This window comes from Idiomarina sp. HB (genome assembly GCF_048059115.1).
Taxonomy (GTDB): Bacteria; Pseudomonadota; Gammaproteobacteria; order Enterobacterales; family Alteromonadaceae; genus Idiomarina; species Idiomarina abyssalis.
Genome location: NZ_JAYLVU010000001.1, coordinates 36,946 through 55,307, shown reverse-complemented (window position 1 = coordinate 55,307; position 18,362 = coordinate 36,946). Strand labels below are relative to the sequence as shown.

The following is an 18,362-nucleotide window of genomic DNA, read 5'->3' as shown; positions in this document are numbered from 1 at the left end:
TAGTGCTATACAACTTAACGAAGTACATTTATTTCTTTGGAGCGTTAATCATGCATTTTGTTCACAGCCACCACCATCATCATTGGAATTGTATGGCTTAGCCGTGAACTTAATGTTTGGGCTAGCCGTATAAACGCTAGCCTTTCGATTGACTATACAACCCCCGAAAGGCATCCACCTTCGGGGGTTTTTTATTTTAGGAGCTGTTATGACTGACCGTTTAACCATCGCGATACAGAAATCTGGACGACTGAGTAAAGAATCTATGGCACTGCTGAACGCCTGTGGCGTGAAATTCAGTGTTAACGAAGCGCGTTTAATTGCGCACAGCACCAGTCATCCTATCGATTTACTGCGCGTTCGTGATGATGACATTCCCGGTCTGGTTATGGACGGTGTGGTAGATTTAGGTCTGGTTGGCGAAAACGTGCTGGAAGAAGCCCGGTTAGAGCGCATTGCAACCGACTCTGTCGCGGCCTATCAGCCATTACGTGGACTTGAGTTCGGTCAGTGCCGATTGTCACTGGCGGTTCCACGAGAAAGCCAGTATCAGTCATTGAAAGATTTAGACGGCTTAAGAGTCGCAACCACCTACCCTCAGTTGCTTAAGCGTTACCTGAAAGACAACGGCGTGAATGCGCGTACGGTAATGCTGACTGGTTCTGTGGAAGTTGCTCCCCGTGCCGGTCTGGCTGAAGCTATCTGTGACTTAGTATCCACCGGTGCTACGCTGGAAGCGAACGGACTCGTAGAGAAAGATGTGATATTCCGTTCCCAGGCTCAGCTAATACAACGCGCTGACAGCCTGTCGGAAGAAAAACAAGCCATGATAGATCAGTTGCTGCCACGCATAGACGGTGTGCAAATGGCGCGGGAAAGCAAATACATTATGCTGCACGCTCCAAAGAACAAATTAGAGCAAGTGGTCGAGTTATTACCCGGTGCAGAAACACCCACCATTTTGCCGCTTAGCCACACCGACGAACAAGTTGCCGTACACATGGTCAGCACCGAGAAGTTATTCTGGGAAACCATGGAAGATCTTAAGTCTATGGGCTGCAGTTCAATACTTGTATTGCCTATTGAAAAAATGATGGGGTGATCATGAGTGGATTACAGATACCCATTGAAAAATGGATGAGCCTGTCGGAAGCGGAGCAAGCTCAACGTTTAGCGCGCCCCGGACGGGCTCAGGCGGAATCTTTACGTGAGAAAGTCTCTGTTATTCTAAGCGACGTGCGTGATAACGGTGAGCGCGCGGTACTGAATTATACCCGTCAGTTCGACAATTCGGAGGCGACATCACTGCGCATGAGCAGTGGACAAGTCGATGCGGCTATAGCGGGTTTAGGTGACAAGATAAAACGCGCCATAGATACTGCGTACCAAACCATTTACCGCTTTCACGAAGCACAACGTCCGCAGAACTTAAGTATTGAAACCGCGCCAGGCGTGCAATGTGAGCTACGTTATGCGCCGTTAGATGCGGTCGGTTTATACATTCCCGGTGGCAGCGCAACCTTGCCATCCACTGCATTAATGCTGGGTGTGCCGGCGCAAATTGCCGGGTGTCAGCGTGTGGTTATGGTTAGCCCGCCTAATAAGCAGGGTGAATTACCAGCCGCCCTGCTCTACGCGGCTAAGTGTTGCGGAGTGACTGATATTCTGCTGTGTGGCGGCGCTCAGGCAATTGGCGCGCTGGCCTACGGCATAGAGTCATCGCCCGCGGTGGGTAAAGTCTTTGGTCCGGGAAACAGTTTTGTGACCGAAGCCAAGCAACAGGTTAGTCAAAATGACAGCGGCTGTGCCATGGACTTACCGGCAGGCCCCTCCGAGCTTTTGGTTATTGCTGATGACAGTGCAAACCCCGCTTATGTGGCGGCGGATTTACTCTCGCAGGCTGAGCACGGCCCTGACTCTCAGGTTATTTTGCTTACGCCATCAATGGCTGTAGCCGAAAATGTACGACAGGAGCTGATTGCACAGTGCGTTCAGTTAAGCCGTGCCGATATTGCCGAGCAGGCATTACAGGCCAGTCGTCTACTGGTGGTTTCAGACATGAATGAAGCCATAGCCATTAGCGAAACCTACGCGCCCGAACACCTCTCTATTCAGACGGATAACGCGCGTGAGCTGCTGCCACAGTTAACCCGCGCAGGCTCTGTCTTTGTCGGACACTATACGCCGGAATCCGGCGGTGATTACGCCACCGGCACCAACCACGTACTGCCAACCTATGGCTATGCCCGCAATTACAGCAGCCTTGGACTGGTCGACTTTTACCGTCGCTATACGGTACAGGAAGCCAGTCAGGATGGGCTACGCCAGTTAGCAGAAGCCATTACCACTCTGGCCGACGTTGAAGGCTTAGACGCACACAAGCGTGCCGTAACTATTCGCACGGAGGCTAAGCCATGAGCATTGTTGACCAGTTACAGCGCCAGCACCTGAAGCAGTTAACGCCTTATGCGTCAGCGCGTCGCAGTATGAGCGGCGGCAATATCTGGCTGAACGCAAACGAGTCTCCGTACAGTAACTCGTACACGGTCGATGACAGCAAGCTTAACCGTTACCCGGAGTTTCAGTCTCAGCCTTTAAATCAGGCTTACGCTGAATACGCTGGAGTTGAATCCTCACAGGTATTAAGCAGCCGCGGCTCAGACGAAGGTATCGAGTTACTGATACGAGCCTTTTGTGAACCCGGTCAGGACAAGGTACTGATTTGCCCACCAACTTACGGTATGTACGCTATTTCGGCTAAAACCTTTGCCGTTGGTGTTACCGAAGTTCCGTTACTGAAGAGCTGGCAACTGGACACCGAGTCAGTGATAGACGCAGCAGCTGATTCTAAGGTTATCTTCTTATGTTCACCTTCAAACCCTCTGGGCAACAGGTTGAATCCGGATGACATTGAACAAGTTTTACAACACTCTCCAAGCTCTATTGTGGTTGTCGACGAAGCCTATATTGAGTTTAGCTCTGGTAACAGCGTTGCCGGTTGGCTGGAACGATACCCGAACCTGGTAGTGCTACGCACCTTGTCTAAAGCTTTTGCTCTGGCCGGAATTCGCTGCGGTTTTTTGCTGGCGAATGACGACATCATTGAGTTACTGCAAAAAGTTCTGGCGCCGTACCCTTTGCCAGACCCGACAGTGCAAATTGCGGTTCAGGCTTTGCAGACAAGTTCGCTGGAACGACTTCAGCAGCAGGTAGCAAGCTTATTAGCCGAGCGCGACCGTGTGCAAACAGCTTTAGAGCAAACACCACTGACTCTGGTATCGGAAAGTGACACAAACTTTTTACTGTATCAGTGTGAAGATGCCACTGGTTTAGTGAAGGCACTTGCCGATAACGGCCTATTAATACGTAATCAGTCGGCGCAGCGGGGCCTAAACAACGTTGTTCGCATAACCATTGGTAGCGCCGCCGAAAATGACGAACTGATTCAACAGTTAAAGGATTATTTTTCATGAGCCAGAAGCCTATTTTATTTATCGACCGTGACGGGACTCTGGTAGAAGAGCCCGCTATAGACAAACAGCTGGACAGCTTTGAGAAGCTGGTATTTGAGCCCAACGTGGTACCGGCTTTGCTGAAACTACAACAGGCCGGTTATCAGTTGGTGATGGTATCGAATCAGGATGGTCTGGGGACGGACAGCTTCCCGCAGGCTGACTTTGACGCACCACATAATTTGATGATGGCGGTGTTTGAATCACAAGGTATTCGGTTTAATGACGTTCTGATTTGCCCTCACTTTGACAGTGATAACTGCAGCTGCCGTAAGCCTGCGCTTGGGCTGGTAAAGTCGTATCTGAAAGAAGGCCGTGTGGATTTTACCAATTCCTACGTTATTGGTGACCGTGAAACCGACCTGCAACTGGCTGAGAATATGGGTGTTGAAGGCCTGCGCTACAGCCGTGGCGAGCTTAACTGGGATGCCATTGTTCACCAGCTACTGGACAACCCGCGTACAGCGTCAGTTACACGTACCACCCGGGAAACGGATATTAACATTAAGGTGGATTTAGACAGCCAGGCACCGCGCGAATTTGATACCGGTATTGGCTTCTTTGATCACATGCTTGAGCAAATAGCCACACACGCAGGTTTCTCGCTTTCGGTTAAGGTTAAGGGTGACTTGCACATTGACGATCACCACACCATTGAAGACACCGCTCTGGCACTGGGACAGGCATTGCGCTCTGCACTAGGTGACAAACGTGGCATTGGTCGCTTTGGCTTTGCTCTGCCTATGGATGAATGTCGCGCGGAGTGTCTGATCGATTTATCCGGACGTCCCTATTTGAAATGGGAAGCCGATTTCACCCGCGACAAAGTCGGCGAGTTATCCACCGAAATGGTTGAACACTTCTTCCGCTCGTTAACCGACGCCATGGCAATGAGTCTGCACTTGTCGACGACTGAAGGTAATACTCACCATCAGGTTGAAAGCCTGTTTAAGGTGTTTGGCCGGGCTCTGCGTCAGGCTATAACAAAAACCGGAGACCAACAGTTGCCGTCGAGTAAGGGGATGCTGGCATGAATGTGGTGATTGTCGATACCGAGTGTGCCAACCTGACATCGGTCCGCTTTGCGGTTGAACGGCTGGGCTACTCGGTTCTTATTACCGATAGCGCAGAAAAAATAAGAGCCGCAGACCGTGTCATTTTGCCCGGTGTAGGCACTGCTGCGGCGGCTATGCGTAACTTGCAGCGAAAGCAACTCGTAGAGCCGCTGCGGGAATTAACCCAGCCCGTGCTGGGTATTTGTCTGGGCATGCAATTATTGACCTCGCACTCAGAAGAAGGTGACGTTGATTGTCTTAACCTGATTCCGGCGAAAACCAAACGCCTTCGCGAGCATGGTCTCCCGTTGCCGCACATGGGCTGGAATACACTGCAGCCAACCGAGGACAACCCGTTAGTCGACACAAACGACAGCTACTGCTATTTCGTACACAGTTTTGCTGTAGCCGTTGATGAGTACACCATTGCCAGCAGCGAATACGGTGAACGGTTTGCCTCTATGATACGGCACAACAACTATTTTGGTGCGCAGTTTCACCCCGAACGCTCAGGTAAAACCGGCGAAGCTCTGTTGAAACGTTTTTTGGAGTTAAAATTATGCTGATCCCTGCTCTGGATCTTATCGATGGAAAAGTTGTACGTCTGTATCAGGGCGACTTTGCACAAAAAACTGAATTTGATTTAACACCTTTAGGCCAGGCTCAGCTTTATGCTGAGGCAGGTGCAAAATGGCTGCACCTGGTGGATTTAGACGGTGCCAAAGATCCTGACAAACGACAACAAACCTTACTAGCTAAGCTTGCCTCAGAGTCAGGAATGCGGTGTCAGGCAGGAGGCGGAATACGCACAACAGCAGATTTGGAAGCCTTATTTGAAGCCGGCATTGAACGTGCTGTAATTGGTTCAACTGCGGTGAATAATCCGGATAAAGTCACTCGCTGGTTCCAGACCTACGGACCTGAAAAGATAGTCCTTGCTCTGGATGTCAATATTGACGCAGATGGCAATGCAATGGTGGCTACGCACGGCTGGCAAGAGGCCAGCACGCATACACTGGATGATATTCTGAAACGCTATCTGGATTTAGGTTGTCGCCATGTGCTTTGTACCGATATCAGTAAAGACGGCACCATGACAGGCACCAATGTCGAGCTCTACAAGCGCTATAAAGCACTTTACCCACAAGTGGTCTGGCAGGCATCCGGTGGTGTCAGTTGCTTAGATGATCTTAAAGATTTGAAAGCCGTTAACTGTGACTCAGTTATTCTTGGTAAGTCTTTACTTACCGGCGCTTTCACGATGCAGGAGGCACTGGCATGCTGGCAAAACGCGTAATTCCTTGTCTGGATGTTCGTGACGGACAAGTGGTAAAAGGGGTTAAGTTCCGTAATCATGAGGTTATTGGTGACATTCAGCCTCTGGCTAAACGTTATGCAGAAAGCGGCGCCGATGAGTTAGTGTTCTATGACATTACAGCATCGGCTGACGGACGTACGGTAGACAAGTCCTGGGTGGAACGAGTAGCCCGCGAAATTAATATTCCATTCACTGTGGCCGGTGGCATCCGTTCGGTTGAGCAAGCACAGACCATGCTGTCTATGGGTGCGGATAAAATTTCCATTAACTCGCCTGCTCTGCTTAACCCGGACTTGATCAATACCCTGGTCGAAGAGTTTGGTCAGCAGTGCATTGTTATTGGCATCGACAGCTTTTATAACGAACAGTCTGATCAATATGAAGTCCACCAGTTTACCGGTGACGAGAGTAAGTCTCGTAAATCGGCCTGGCAAACGAAGGACTGGCTGCAGGAGGTTATCTCTCGCGGTGCCGGTGAAATTGTTCTGAATTGTATGAATCAGGACGGTGTTCGCCGGGGTTACGATATCGCTCAATTGTCAGCTTTACGTGAATACTGTTCTGTACCTTTAATCGCCTCTGGCGGCGCCGGCGAAATTCAGCATTTTGTCGATGCCTTTCAGCAAGCGAAAGTTGATGGCGCACTGGCAGCGTCGGTTTTTCATAAGAATATATTCAGTATTAGCGACGTAAAAGCCGCTATGGCAGCGAATAATGTTGCTGTTCGCCCTATAGAAGCGGTTCAGGAGACACAATGAGAATTAAGTTAGATACGATAGACCAGCTAGCCTGGGATAAAATGTCGGGGCTGCTACCCTGCACGGTGCAACACGCATTAACCGGTGAAATCCTGATGCAGGCCTATATGAACGCTGACGCTGTTAAAGAGAGTTTAGCAACTGGCAAAACAACGTTTTACAGCCGCAGTAAAGAGCGTTTATGGACTAAGGGCGAGAGCTCAAAAAACTACCTTCAGCTTGAAGGTATTTATTCAGACTGTGATAACGACGCATTACTGGTTCAGGCTCTGCCCGATGGCCCTACCTGCCACTTAGGTAACCGCAGCTGCTTTGCCGAAGCACCTAAACCTTTACTGCACGAGCTGGATGCGCTTATTGCCAGTCGCAAAGGCGCGGATACCAGTAAAAGCTACACCGCCAGCTTGTTTACCAAAGGGTTAAAACGAGTTGCACAAAAAGTCGGAGAAGAAGGCGTTGAAGTTGCTCTGGCCGCAGCAACCGCCGATAAAGACGAGCTGGTTAATGAAAGTGCGGATTTACTTTATCACTTGCTGGTCGCGTTGCGAGCCAATGAGCTTAGCCTGGACGACGTGCTGGAGGTGTTAGCTAAGCGCCGCGGTTAAGCGGCACTGTTTAACTGCTCACGAAAGTGCTTACGCTCGTATCGACGGGATACGCGGCGTAAGCGCAATGACAACAGGACAGCTGCAACACTTAGACCGCTGATAAAACCTATCCAGAAACCTGCGGCCCCCATTGCCGGCACTACCCAGTCGGTACGCCCCAAAATAAAACCCACACTTAGACCAAATGGCCAGTAGGAAATAAAAGCGAGGATCATCGGGTACTTGGTGTCTTTATAGCCACGAAGTGTACCTATAGAAATAGCCTGGAAAGTATCTGACACGGTGAATATAGCCGCCAGCCCCATAAGAGTGGCTGCTAAGTTAATGATGTCCTGGTCAGGTGTATAGAGGCTTGCCAACCAGCCTCCCCCCAAATACATGATAAGCCCATTAACCGTTGCGAATGCGCCACCAAACAGCATAGCGATTTTAAAGCTCAACATGGCATTTTTCGGGTCTCCTGCTCCCAACGCAAAGCCAACCCGTAACGTTACCGCCATAGAGATACTCAACGGCACCATATACACCAGCGAACTGATGTTCAACGCAATTTGATGAGCAGAAACCACCGTTGGCCCCAAAGGAGCTATGAGTAAGGCTACGGCCGCAAACAAACTCACTTCAAAAAAAAGTGACATTGAAATAGGAAAACCGATACGAATAACGTAGGTGACATCGTCCCAGTTCGGACGATACCAGCGGCGCAGTAACCTTAACCGTTTGTAACGTTTGGCGGTAAAGGTATAAATGGCCATAGAGAGAGCCATACCCCACAGCACGATAGCGGTAGCAAGACCACAACCCGCACCACCAAGCTCCGGCATGCCAAATTCACCGTACACAAAGACATAGTTTGCCGGTATGTTGATCAGTAAGCCAATGAAGCCAATGATTAGCGATGGCATGGTATTCGACATACCTTCGCAGAAATTTCTTAGTACCGCGTATATAACAAAGCCAGGTATACCCCAGGCTATATAAAATAGGTAGTCCAGCGTAATAGCACGGAAGTCATCTTCCACTTCCATAATATCCAGTAACCATGGAGCGGAGGACATTCCAATTAAGGTAATGACACCGACAATGGCACACGCATACAAGCCCTGCTGCAATATATTGGCAACGCGCTTGTGCGAGTTAGAACCATCGAGATGAGAGATAATTGGCGCTAATGCCAACGCCAGACCGAACACCAATAACGTGGCGGGCACGAAAATACTTCCGCCAACGGACACAGCCGCCAGGTCAAGCGCGCCCTTGCGTCCTGCCATGACCGTGTCGACCACACTCATTAGCATTTGAGTGAGCTGGGCAACCAGAATGGGACCGGTCAGTTTGGCCAGTTTATAACATTCGTCTTTGTTATTGCTCCACCAGTTCACTCGTTCTTATTCTCTGGGTTAATGAGGTTGGTTGCGCAAAAAGCGCAGAATACGTTGGTTAACATCCGCCGGGTGAGTTAGTGGTCCCATATGCCCGGCAGTAACCGATTCTCTTGTAATATTAGGCAAAACCGTGGACAGTGCCTCAGCAACCGCCTTAGCACTACGCCGAGTGTGATCGCCCTGCAACAGCAGCAGGTTTTGATCAACACCACTGTAGTCAGCCAGGCGCCTTGGTTCGTTAAGCAATGCATCAAAGTCCAGCGCTACTTTATCGGCCTGGGCAACCATTAACTGTTGGATTCGCTCCGGCAGAGCATCGAAATAACCGGCATCGTTCCAGTAGTCGACAAAAGTGCGAGTGCATTCTTTCGCGTCTCTGCCATGCATTGCCTGACTAATTTCCTGAATTTCCAGCATGCCCGGCGAGTCATCCGGTAGCACATGAAAGGCCACAGGCTCATAAACCACCACGTCGGCAATCTCAAATGGCTTCTCTAATGCCAGTTTTAGCGCAACGGCACCTCCGTATGAGTGCCCGACCAGCTGAACGGGCTGCTTCAGCTGTAAACTTTCGACAGCAGAAAGGATACGTGGCAGCTCCTGCTCCAGCCGAAAGTTCGCCGTATATTCAACTTTAGGCGCCTGCCCATAACCAAGGAGATCAACCGCAATAACAAAGTGGCTGCTCACTAGGTCCTTTAACAGAGCTCGCCACTGTGTACTGGCACTCTGCGAGCTGTGCAACAAAATGACCGGGGGATTTTGCTGCTCGCCATATAAATGAATTCCGGGTTCTATTTCAGACATAACTTCACTTTAAGATAAACTGACACCAACAAACTGACCGATACCGTAGCCAGCAGCTAATAGCAAAACGGCAAAAGTTGTTAATACACCAATGGTTCTTGGCAGGCTAACACCTACACTGCGAGTTAACCCAATGGCATGGCATAAACGAGCAATAACCAGCGCAATACCTAAGCCATGCAGTAAGCCTAAAGGCGCATTCTGAACTTCCATCATAGCAAATAGAATAAGAGCCAACGGCACATATTCAATAAAGTTGCCATGAATGCGAACGGCTGCTTTTAGATCCTGAGCTTCGCCGGTACCAATACCGACTCGGTGCTTCCAGCGTAAGCGTATAATACGCGCCGCCAGGGCAAGATAGATTAACGTTAAGACTCCGGCATAAAAACCGGTAATTGTAAGTTGTGATGTCACTTGCTGCCCCTTCTTTTTCTTTGTTAGTCGGCGTCATCAAAAAAGGCTCACCATGTGAGCCTTTTGCTAAACCTGTTATTTTCTAAGCAAGTCACCAAGCTGCTCACTGACTTTGTCGACAGGCTGCGTACCATCAATTTTGTGGTACTCTGTTTTCCCTTCCTCAGACAGCTTCTGGTAGTACTCAACCAAAGGCTCTGTCTGCTCATGGTAAACCGACAAGCGTTTGCGAACCGTCTGCTCCTGATCGTCCGGACGAATCACCAGCTCTTCACCAGTTTCATCATCTTTACCATCTACCTTCGGAGGGTTGTGCTCAATATGATAAACACGACCTGATCCAGGGTGGACACGACGCCCACTCATACGATCAACGATAATTTCGTCCGGAACATCAAATTCCAGTACATAATCAATTTCAATACCGTTATCGCGCATTGCATCGGCTTGTGGAATGGTTCTTGGAAAACCATCGAGCAAAAAGCCGTTCTGGCAGTCCGGCTCGGCAATACGTTCTTTAACCAACTCAATGATGATATCGTCAGACACTAGTTGCCCGGCGTCCATCACTTGTTTGGCTTTTTTACCCAATTCCGAACCCGATTTTATTGCTGAACGCAGCATATCACCAGTGGAAATTTGAGGGATCCCAAAAGTGTTCATCAGAAACTGTGCCTGAGTTCCTTTTCCAGCTCCTGGGGCGCCTAACAAAATAATGCGCATAGAAAACCTCTTTGTATGATTCAAAAGTCTGCCCCGAACTTTACCCTGACGGGCGGGCTATTACAAGCTCAGAAAGACGCTGCGGGCAATGACTTACCCGCAGCAGCAGGTGCAAAATTAAGCGTTTAGCATTAATTTATTAAGGCGGGTGACAAAAGAGGCCGGGTCTTTCAGATTACCCCGTTCTGCCAAAGTAGCCTGGTCCAATAAAACTTCAGCCCACTCTTTAAATGTGTCCTCGTCCTTAGTCAGCATCCGTTCTATCAGTGGATGCTCGGGGTTCACTTCAAAGATGTACTTAGTTTCAGGAACCGCCTGTCCAGCAGCTTCCATCAACTTGGCCATCTGCGTGCTCATATCATTGTCATCCGTAATGATACAAGCTGGCGAGTCGGTTAACCGGTGAGTTACGCGAACCTTCTTCACTTTATCGCCTAATGCTTTTTCAAAACGCTCAAGGTTCGCTTTGAAGGCCTCTTCGGCTTTTTCCTGTTCAACCTTATCTTCCTCGTCGTCCAGTTCACCTAAGTCCAGATCACCACGAGTAACCGACTGCAATTGCTTCTCTTTAAACTCTGTCAGGTGGCTCATTAACCACTCATCGATACGCTCAGAAAGCAGTAAAACTTCAATGCCTTTCTTATTGAAGATTTCCAGCGCAGGGTTGTTTCTGGCGGCTTCGTAGCTGTCGGCCACAATGTAGAAAATCTTATCCTGACCTTCTTTCATACGCTCAATGTAGTCATCCAGGCTGACTGACTGAACCGCGCCTTCATTGTGGGTCGAAGCAAAACGCAGGAGTTCAGCGATACGTTCACGGTTGGTATGATCTTCTGCCGGACCTTCTTTCAGAACGTTACCGAAAGTATCCCAGAACTGTTGATACTGTTCTTTATCGTCTTTTGCCAGCTTTTTCAGCATCTGCAGCACTTTTTTGGTACTGCCGTTCCGCATAGCACGGGTAATTTTATTGTCCTGCAGAATTTCACGTGAAACGTTCAGTGGTAAGTCGTTTGAATCGACCAGGCCACGCACAAAACGCAGATAAGTGGGCATTAACTGCTCAGCGTCATCCATAATGAATACGCGCTTCACATAAAGCTTAACACCGTGCTGCTGCTCACGGTTCCACAAGTCCCACGGAGCGCGTTTAGGAATATACAGTAAATTAGTATACTCGGTCGTGCCTTCGACTTTGTTGTGGCTCCATAAAAGTGGCTCATCAAAGTCATGTGCGACAGTCTTGTAAAACTCTTTGTATTCTTCGTCAGTAATTTCTGACTTCTCACGAGTCCAGAGTGCCTGACCTGAGTTTACAGTTTCCCATTCGCCGGGTTGCCCTTCTACTTTGTTGCCTTCGTCGTCTTCTGACTCAGGTACGGGTTCTTTCCACATTTGAACCGGGATACTCAAGTGTTCTGAATATTTATTGATAATGCCACGCAGACGGTTTTCATCTAAGAATTCATCGGCATCGTCTTTCAGGTGCAGAATAATGTCAGTGCCGCGACGAGCTTTATCAATGTCAGCAATTTCGAAATCACCCTCACCTTGCGAGCGCCATTCAACTCCGCGAGCGTCTTTATCTAATGCTGAACGAGTTCTTACGGTAACTTCATCAGCAACGATAAAGGCTGAATAGAAGCCAACACCAAACTGACCAATAAGCTTGCTGTCTTTTGCTTCGTCGCCGGACAGTTGACCAAAGAATTCAGCGGTACCTGACTTGGCAATGGTTCCCAGGTTGTTCATGACATCGTCACGAGTCATGCCAACGCCATTGTCACTGATAGTGATGGTGCGGCTGTCTTTATCAACAGAAACCCGAACGTGCAGGTCGCTGTCGTCGCCATACAGGGAGTTGTCGCTTAAGGCTTTAAAACGCAATTTATCCGCTGCGTCGGACGCATTTGAGACCAGTTCGCGTAAGAAAATTTCTTTATTGGAATACAGAGAATGGATCATCAGGTGAAGCAGTTGTTTTACTTCTGTCTGAAATCCATGTTTTTCCATTTGACCGGCTTCCGCCATAGTATATTTCTCCTGCTGTTATTACCTATGCCAATAACAATGGGGGCGCAGGAGATATTTTCAAGTCATCGGGAAAATTGTTTTCGACCGCTGAAAGCGTGACCTAAAGTCGTTTGGTCGACATAGCCCAACTCACCACCAACCGGCACGCCATGAGCTATTCGAGTAGTATTGATATTCTGTTGGGCGGCAATATCGGCAATATAATGGGCGGTGGCATCACCTTCTACCGTCGGATTCGTTGCCAGAACAATCTCTTCAACGGGTTCATTCTGCAACTGTCGCTCAAGCTCATCCAGACCAATGTCTGACGGCCCAATACCGTCCAGCGGCGACAAATGCCCCATTAACACAAAATAGCGGCCCTGGAACTGCGAAGTTTGTTCAATCGCAAGCACGTCGGCGGGTGTTTCAACCACACAGAGCACACCGTTCTCACGCCGCATCGGATTGCTGCAAATTCGACACAGCGGCTCTTCAGTTAAGGTCCGGCAACACTCGCAGTGCCCCACTTTTTCAACTGCGGACTGCAAAGATTCGGCAAGCCGGGAGGCGCCGCCGCGATCGCGTTCAAGCAAATGAAATGCCATACGCTGTGCTGATTTCTGACCAACACCTGGCAGACGTTTTAAATTATCAACAAGCTGATCAATTGCCGGACTAATACTCATGAACTGACCTTACGACTTAGAACGGCATTTTAAAGCCAGGAGGTAAGCCCATGCCGCCTGTAATTTCGGACATACGCTCTTTGCTGGTCTCTTCAACACGACGCACGGCATCGTTAGTTGCCGCTGCAATCAAATCTTCCAACATTTCCTGGTCGTCTTCCATTAGGCTTGGGTCAATACTCACACGTTTAACATTGTGGTTGCCAAGCATCGTCACTTTTACTAACCCGGCGCCGGCTTCACCAGTGACTTCCATGTTAGCCACTTCTTCCTGGGCTTTTTGCATGCGCTCCTGCATTTGTTGCGCCTGCTTCATCATGTTACCCATTCCACCTTTAAACATAATTATTTCCTCGTTTAAGCTTTATAAAATTAACGCGCTTGAATTGATGATTCATCAACCTGCGCTTGAAACCTTTGCTGTAATTCCTGTACACCGGTGTCGGCCTGCAGTATTTCGCAAGCACGCCGATGCCGGTACTGATCAATATGCTGCTGCACCATAAGAGGCGTCGGCTGACTCGGAACGCCAATATCAAACTGCACCCGTGCAGCTGGCCCTAACAATCCGGTTAGTGACTCTCTGACGGCTTCACTGGTTGAATCGTTCAATAAACTCTTCTGCTCTTCTGCAACCAGAATGAGCCAGTCATCGTCCCCAACCTTTTTTAACTCTGAATTAAGTAGTACCTGACGCGCTAAACCTGAAATGTCCATGCCGGCGATCATCGCACTCCATTTATCGATTTCTGCGGCTTCTCGGATATCGTCATTTAACTCGGGAAATTGGTAGTCTCTGACTGGTGTAGCTTCAGCCAGGGGCTCTTGTCGTGTTTCGGGCTCAGGGTCTGGAACGGTTGGCCTCTCTTCACTAACGACCGGAGTGACTACCGATTCATTACTGTTGTCTGGCTTTTTTTTTTCCGCCAACTGCTCACGAACACGCAATAGATCGGAAACACCGGAGTCTTGTTGCTGTGTTTCCGTTGGTTCCGAATAACTGAAGTCAGGTTCCGGTTGATGCTTGGATTCTGTTTGGTGCTCGGGCTCCGATTGGTACTGGGACTCGAGCTCCGACGGCATCGGCTCTGCCGGTTCCGGTTCTAACTCTGATTCAGGCACTGACTCAGGCATAGCTTCGACAGCGGGCTCATTCACTTCGGCGCTGGCCAAATTTGAATGAGGAACATCGGTATGCGCGGTGGCACTCAGTTCACTGGTATCGTTATAGCTATCGTTTTCTGCAGGGCGAAAGCAGAGCATTCTCAACAGAGTCATTTCCAGACCGCTGCGCGCGTCAATAGCATAGGCTTGCTCACGACGCCCTTCCAGAACAATACGATAAAATACCTGAATTAACTCGGCCGGCATGCGCCGTAAAAGCGGCTTTAATACATCGCTATTCTCAAAGGCGTTTGCTGCACCTGGCACTTGCTGTACCAACGCCAGTTGATGCAGTAAACTTTGCAGCTCAACCAGCACGGAGCTTAAGTCCGGCACCATAGAAACCATAGCATCAACACGCTGCATGACACTTTCGGCTTCACCATCAAGAACACAATCCAGTAAGGCCGCAATGTCAGCGACCGGTACATTACCCAGCATGCGTCTGACACTGTCAATACTCACAGCGCCGTTGCCCTGAGCAATTGCTTGATCGGTTAAACTCAAGGCATCACGCATGCTGCCACGAGCAGAACGAGCTAATAATGGTAACGCGTCAGCGTCCGCCTGAACCTGCTCCTGTCCCAGAACGTAATTAAGCTGCTGTGAAATATCGTCGTTCGACAACGCCTTTAAGTTAAATTGCAGACAGCGTGACAAAATGGTCACTGGAAGTTTTTGAGGGTCTGTTGTCGCCAGTAAGAACTTTACGTGTTCCGGTGGCTCTTCCAGCGTTTTAAGCAACGCATTAAAACTGTGCCGCGACAACATATGGACTTCATCAATCAGGTAAACTTTATAGCGTCCGCGGGTCGGACGATATTGAACGTTATCCAGTAACTCCCGGGTATCTTCAACTTTCGTTCTTGACGCGGCGTCTATTTCGAGCAAGTCGACAAAGCGCCCCTGCTCTATCTCAAGACAAGCACTGCATTGCCCGCACGGGGTCGAAGTAATGCCTTTCTCGCAGTTAAGAGCTTTAGCTAATATGCGCGCAATGGTCGTTTTACCGACGCCTCGTGTTCCGGTAAACAAGTAGGCATGGTGCAACCTTTGCTTATCCAGCGCATGTTCAAGCGGTTTCAAAACATGTTGTTGACCAACAACTTCCGCAAACTGGGAAGGTCGCCATTTTCTTGCCAGTACCTGATAGCTCATAGGGGAGATTCTTAACTCTGTCTCGTTAAAACTGACATAAGGTATAGCACGCAACGCCTGCCTGCTGCAATTTATCTTCACCACCTAACTCAGGTAATGAGACCACAAAAGCGGCTTCCTCTACTTCGGCGCCGGTTGCTTTAACCAGCTTATGAGCCGCAACTACGGTCCCGCCAGTGGCCAGCAAGTCGTCAACAATTAAGACCCTGTCGTTTGCAGTCAATGCGTTCTCGTGCATTTGCAGTTCATCAGAACCATACTCTAAATCGTAACTCTGGCTTACAACCTTGCCGGGCAACTTTCCGGGCTTACGCAAGAGAGTGACGCCACAGCCCATTGCATAAGCTAACGCTGAGCCAAATATGAAGCCTCGCGCTTCAATTGCCGCTATTTGAGTTATTCCGCTCTGCTTATATCTTTGTTTTAAGGTGTTAATTGCCAGTTCAAAAGCCGCAGGGTTTTGCAACAATGGCGTGATATCACGAAAGATAATACCCGGCTTAGGGTAATCAGGAATAGCACCTATTGAATCCCGAATACCTTGTACAGTTAACTCCATGTTTTTGCTCTCTTTACTAGGCAACAAAGCGCACCGCCCAGGTTTTCAAAGTATCGAGCAGGAAGTCCTCATGCAAAGGCTTTGCAAGGCATTGAGTTGCACCAGCTTTTAACGCTTTAGGTTCTATTTCTACCATGTCCTGAGTAGACATAAATAATAATGGGCTGTGCTGATAAGCCTCTAATTCACGTAAGTTTTTCAGTAATGACAAACCATCCATCACCGGCATTTTATGATCCAGCAAAATAATATCAAAATACTGCTGTTTCGCCTTACTTAAACCGTCCAGTCCGTCGCGGGCTATCGTTACCTCGAAGCCAAGCGGTTCTATCATCGTACAAATGGACTGAAGGGTTTTGTCTTTATCCTCGACAACGAGCAAAGAGACTGACATAAATGTCGCTTACCTGATAGTTAATGAGGAGCTGATTAAGCGGAAAAAACCTGTGCTAAACGTAAAATTAATGGCAAGCAGCCAGCAATTAGAAATAAAACCACGGCTATAAGCAAAAAGCCTTTGCCTGCCGGTTCTTTAAATGTTTCTGATGACATAACTTTTACCTCTCGATGAAATCGGTGCTGATCATACTCGATCCTCAGCAACGATAAAAGTTGAATTCAGCTCTTTACTCTCAATAACAATTGCTGCGAAGCGAACTGTTGCAACGTCTGCTCAGCCCCCTCCTGAATTTGTTCAGCCGGCCATTGAGGAAGCAGCTCCGGCAACAAATCAAAAAAATCTTGCAGCCTAATATAATTGCGGCTTTGTAACTCTGTTAAAAGCAGGTAAGTCATTGCATTTATACGAACAAAACGAACCTTTCCTTCCGCGTCGCGAAACACAACTAAAAAACGCGGTTGTGAGAGCGGTCTCTCCGGTTTAAATTCAATGCCGATTTCGTCAACCGGATACTGATATGCAGAAATAACCGCCGTTGGGTTTAGGCCTATGATTTGCTCTTCATGAAGCTCATCTGTCACACAAATATGGCTTTCCGGCCACGGCTTTTGCTCCACTTCGAGTTCAAGCCATTCGTAATGCGCGAGTTCCGGAGCAAAGACAAAAAGTGCATTATCAGACTGCAAATACTCAACAAAGCTTTTAGCAATACCAGTAAAGTATGGAGAGTTTGACGAAAAAGAGCGAAAGAACTGCTCTTTAGTTGCTTGCCATTGTTCTTCATCGCATAGCTTTTTGAGGACCGGAAAAGCGCTGTCTACAAAGCGAAAAATATTATTACGGAGTAACCGCTGATAAATTGCCAGCCGCCGCTCTTCAATATCAGCTAACCACGGTTCTTCTACGGACTTTTGTGGATCTTTCAGTTGCTGAACAAAGCGATCCTGAATTTGTTTGAATGTGTCATTACTCATGGCGCTTTTGTATCACTCTTATTTGGTTCAACTCGCCATTTAACTCAGACAAAGCCGGGAAGTTAAAATCCCTTTCCAAAAGAGTCGGATAAACGCCATGGCACTTATAAGCGTAATCCAACAACTCATACACTTCATCTTTTACTTTAGCACCATGCGTATCAACATAAAGATCGTCGAACTCCTCATGATGCCCCGCTATATGCCCGTAGGCGATTTTTTCTGAAGGTAAGCCAGCTATAAAATCGCGAGGGTTATAATCGTGATTCACGCTGTTTACAAAGACATTATTCACATCAAGTAGCAGCTTACAATTGCTTCGCTTCAACACCTGACAGATAAAGTCTAACTCACTTAACTCAGGTGCCGGACTCGCGTAATAAGATACATTTTCCAATATTAGAGGTCTTTCTAAATAGTGCTGAACATCTTTAATTCTGTCTATAACATGAGAAACCGCATCGGCCGTGAAAGGTATAGGCAATAGGTCGTATAGCTGCCCTTTATGTGAGCAGTAACTTAAATGCTCACTGTAGATTTCAACATTAAATTGCGACACGAACTGTTTAACGTCTTTCAGAAAAGTATAATCCAGAGGGTCCTGGCTACCAATAGACAATGACAACCCGTGGCTGGTTAAGCGATAATTCTCGGCAACTTTCGCCAGAGTTTCTAAACGACGCCCTTTAAAAGGGATCCAATTTTCCGGCGCGAGCTCCAGGAAGTCGGCATCAATATCACCTGCTAAAGCAGCATCCAGTAACTCATTTCTTAAGCCGAGACCTATTGAATTCGGTTTCATATTACCCTCTGAAAAACAAA

Annotated in this window: 21 protein-coding genes; 8 read left to right on the top strand and 13 right to left on the bottom strand. The window is 48.4% G+C overall.

Translation table 11 applies throughout. From position 1 onward, the window contains the following. The first annotated feature begins 208 nt into the window (after positions 1–208). Genes hisG through hisIE form a run of 8 tightly spaced genes read left to right on the top strand, consistent with a single transcriptional unit; the run spans position 209 to position 7,248 of the window. Complete coding sequence (gene hisG, locus VBY75_RS00285; protein ID WP_011235066.1) at positions 209–1,102, top strand: ATP phosphoribosyltransferase; 894 nt, start codon at positions 209–211, stop codon at positions 1,100–1,102. A gap of 2 nt (positions 1,103–1,104) precedes the next feature. Further along, a complete protein-coding gene (gene hisD, locus VBY75_RS00280) occupies positions 1,105–2,418 on the top strand; it encodes a histidinol dehydrogenase (RefSeq protein ID WP_416510509.1) in 1,314 nt (437 codons plus the stop codon). After that, the gene (gene hisC, locus VBY75_RS00275; RefSeq protein WP_416510507.1) at positions 2,415–3,473 is read left to right on the top strand and encodes a histidinol-phosphate transaminase; all 1,059 of its coding nucleotides are present in this window, start codon (positions 2,415–2,417) and stop codon (positions 3,471–3,473) included. The genes hisD and hisC overlap by 4 nt, the downstream gene beginning before the upstream one ends. Beyond that, positions 3,470–4,546 (top strand): bifunctional histidinol-phosphatase/imidazoleglycerol-phosphate dehydratase HisB, encoded by a 1,077-nt coding sequence (hisB, locus tag VBY75_RS00270; protein WP_416510505.1) that lies wholly within the window; start codon positions 3,470–3,472, stop codon positions 4,544–4,546. Before hisC ends, hisB begins: the two co-directional genes overlap by 4 nt. Continuing rightward, positions 4,543–5,133, top strand: a complete 591-nt coding sequence (gene hisH, locus VBY75_RS00265; RefSeq protein WP_199493843.1) for an imidazole glycerol phosphate synthase subunit HisH — start codon at positions 4,543–4,545, stop codon at positions 5,131–5,133. The genes hisB and hisH overlap by 4 nt, the downstream gene beginning before the upstream one ends. Beyond that, positions 5,127–5,864 carry a 1-(5-phosphoribosyl)-5-[(5-phosphoribosylamino)methylideneamino]imidazole-4-carboxamide isomerase gene (gene hisA, locus VBY75_RS00260; RefSeq protein WP_416510503.1) on the top strand — a complete coding sequence of 246 codons (738 nt, stop codon included), beginning with the start codon at positions 5,127–5,129 and terminating at the stop codon, positions 5,862–5,864. Before hisH ends, hisA begins: the two co-directional genes overlap by 7 nt. Continuing rightward, positions 5,846–6,643: an imidazole glycerol phosphate synthase subunit HisF gene (gene hisF / locus VBY75_RS00255; RefSeq protein ID WP_222235613.1), complete on the top strand. Its 798-nt coding sequence runs from the start codon at positions 5,846–5,848 to the stop codon at positions 6,641–6,643. Before hisA ends, hisF begins: the two co-directional genes overlap by 19 nt. Beyond that, a complete protein-coding gene (gene hisIE, locus VBY75_RS00250; protein WP_416510500.1) occupies positions 6,640–7,248 on the top strand; it encodes a bifunctional phosphoribosyl-AMP cyclohydrolase/phosphoribosyl-ATP diphosphatase HisIE in 609 nt (202 codons plus the stop codon). The genes hisF and hisIE overlap by 4 nt, the downstream gene beginning before the upstream one ends. On the opposite strand, the gene VBY75_RS00245 is transcribed toward hisIE, so the two are convergent. The 13 genes from VBY75_RS00245 to VBY75_RS00185 form a co-directional block, all read right to left on the bottom strand. Further along, positions 7,245–8,633 carry an MATE family efflux transporter gene (locus VBY75_RS00245; protein WP_416510498.1) on the bottom strand — a complete coding sequence of 463 codons (1,389 nt, stop codon included), beginning with the start codon at positions 8,631–8,633 and terminating at the stop codon, positions 7,245–7,247. The genes hisIE and VBY75_RS00245 overlap by 4 nt on opposite strands. Positions 8,634–8,651: 18 nt before the next feature. Continuing rightward, positions 8,652–9,443, bottom strand: coding sequence for an alpha/beta fold hydrolase (locus VBY75_RS00240; protein WP_054491054.1), 792 nt, complete (start codon positions 9,441–9,443; stop codon positions 8,652–8,654). A gap of 9 nt (positions 9,444–9,452) precedes the next feature. Further along, entirely contained in the window at positions 9,453–9,860 is a 408-nt protein-coding gene (locus tag VBY75_RS00235) for an MAPEG family protein (RefSeq protein ID WP_054491056.1), read from the bottom strand. A gap of 75 nt (positions 9,861–9,935) precedes the next feature. Continuing rightward, a complete protein-coding gene (adk, locus tag VBY75_RS00230) occupies positions 9,936–10,583 on the bottom strand; it encodes an adenylate kinase (protein WP_054491058.1) in 648 nt (215 codons plus the stop codon). A gap of 117 nt (positions 10,584–10,700) precedes the next feature. Further along, a complete protein-coding gene (gene htpG / locus VBY75_RS00225; protein WP_416510495.1) occupies positions 10,701–12,614 on the bottom strand; it encodes a molecular chaperone HtpG in 1,914 nt (637 codons plus the stop codon). A 65-nt stretch (positions 12,615–12,679) separates the two neighbouring features. Further along, positions 12,680–13,285 (bottom strand): recombination mediator RecR, encoded by a 606-nt coding sequence (gene recR, locus VBY75_RS00220; protein ID WP_054491062.1) that lies wholly within the window; start codon positions 13,283–13,285, stop codon positions 12,680–12,682. A gap of 16 nt (positions 13,286–13,301) precedes the next feature. Beyond that, positions 13,302–13,628 (bottom strand): YbaB/EbfC family nucleoid-associated protein, encoded by a 327-nt coding sequence (locus VBY75_RS00215; protein ID WP_199493850.1) that lies wholly within the window; start codon positions 13,626–13,628, stop codon positions 13,302–13,304. 29 nt (positions 13,629–13,657) lie between these two features. Beyond that, positions 13,658–15,607: a DNA polymerase III subunit gamma/tau gene (dnaX, locus tag VBY75_RS00210; protein WP_416510492.1), complete on the bottom strand. Its 1,950-nt coding sequence runs from the start codon at positions 15,605–15,607 to the stop codon at positions 13,658–13,660. Positions 15,608–15,632: 25 nt separating this feature from the next. After that, complete coding sequence (locus tag VBY75_RS00205) at positions 15,633–16,166, bottom strand: adenine phosphoribosyltransferase (protein WP_416510490.1); 534 nt, start codon at positions 16,164–16,166, stop codon at positions 15,633–15,635. 16 nt (positions 16,167–16,182) lie between these two features. Next, positions 16,183–16,560, bottom strand: coding sequence for a response regulator (locus VBY75_RS00200; RefSeq protein WP_416510488.1), 378 nt, complete (start codon positions 16,558–16,560; stop codon positions 16,183–16,185). A gap of 35 nt (positions 16,561–16,595) precedes the next feature. Beyond that, entirely contained in the window at positions 16,596–16,718 is a 123-nt protein-coding gene (locus VBY75_RS00195) for a hypothetical protein (protein ID WP_268766552.1), read from the bottom strand. Positions 16,719–16,784: 66 nt separating this feature from the next. Then, the gene (locus VBY75_RS00190; protein WP_222235617.1) at positions 16,785–17,540 is read right to left on the bottom strand and encodes a DNA-binding domain-containing protein; all 756 of its coding nucleotides are present in this window, start codon (positions 17,538–17,540) and stop codon (positions 16,785–16,787) included. Further along, positions 17,533–18,342 (bottom strand): DUF692 domain-containing protein, encoded by an 810-nt coding sequence (locus VBY75_RS00185; protein WP_278358822.1) that lies wholly within the window; start codon positions 18,340–18,342, stop codon positions 17,533–17,535. The genes VBY75_RS00190 and VBY75_RS00185 overlap by 8 nt, the downstream gene beginning before the upstream one ends. Positions 18,343–18,362 lie beyond the last annotated feature (20 nt).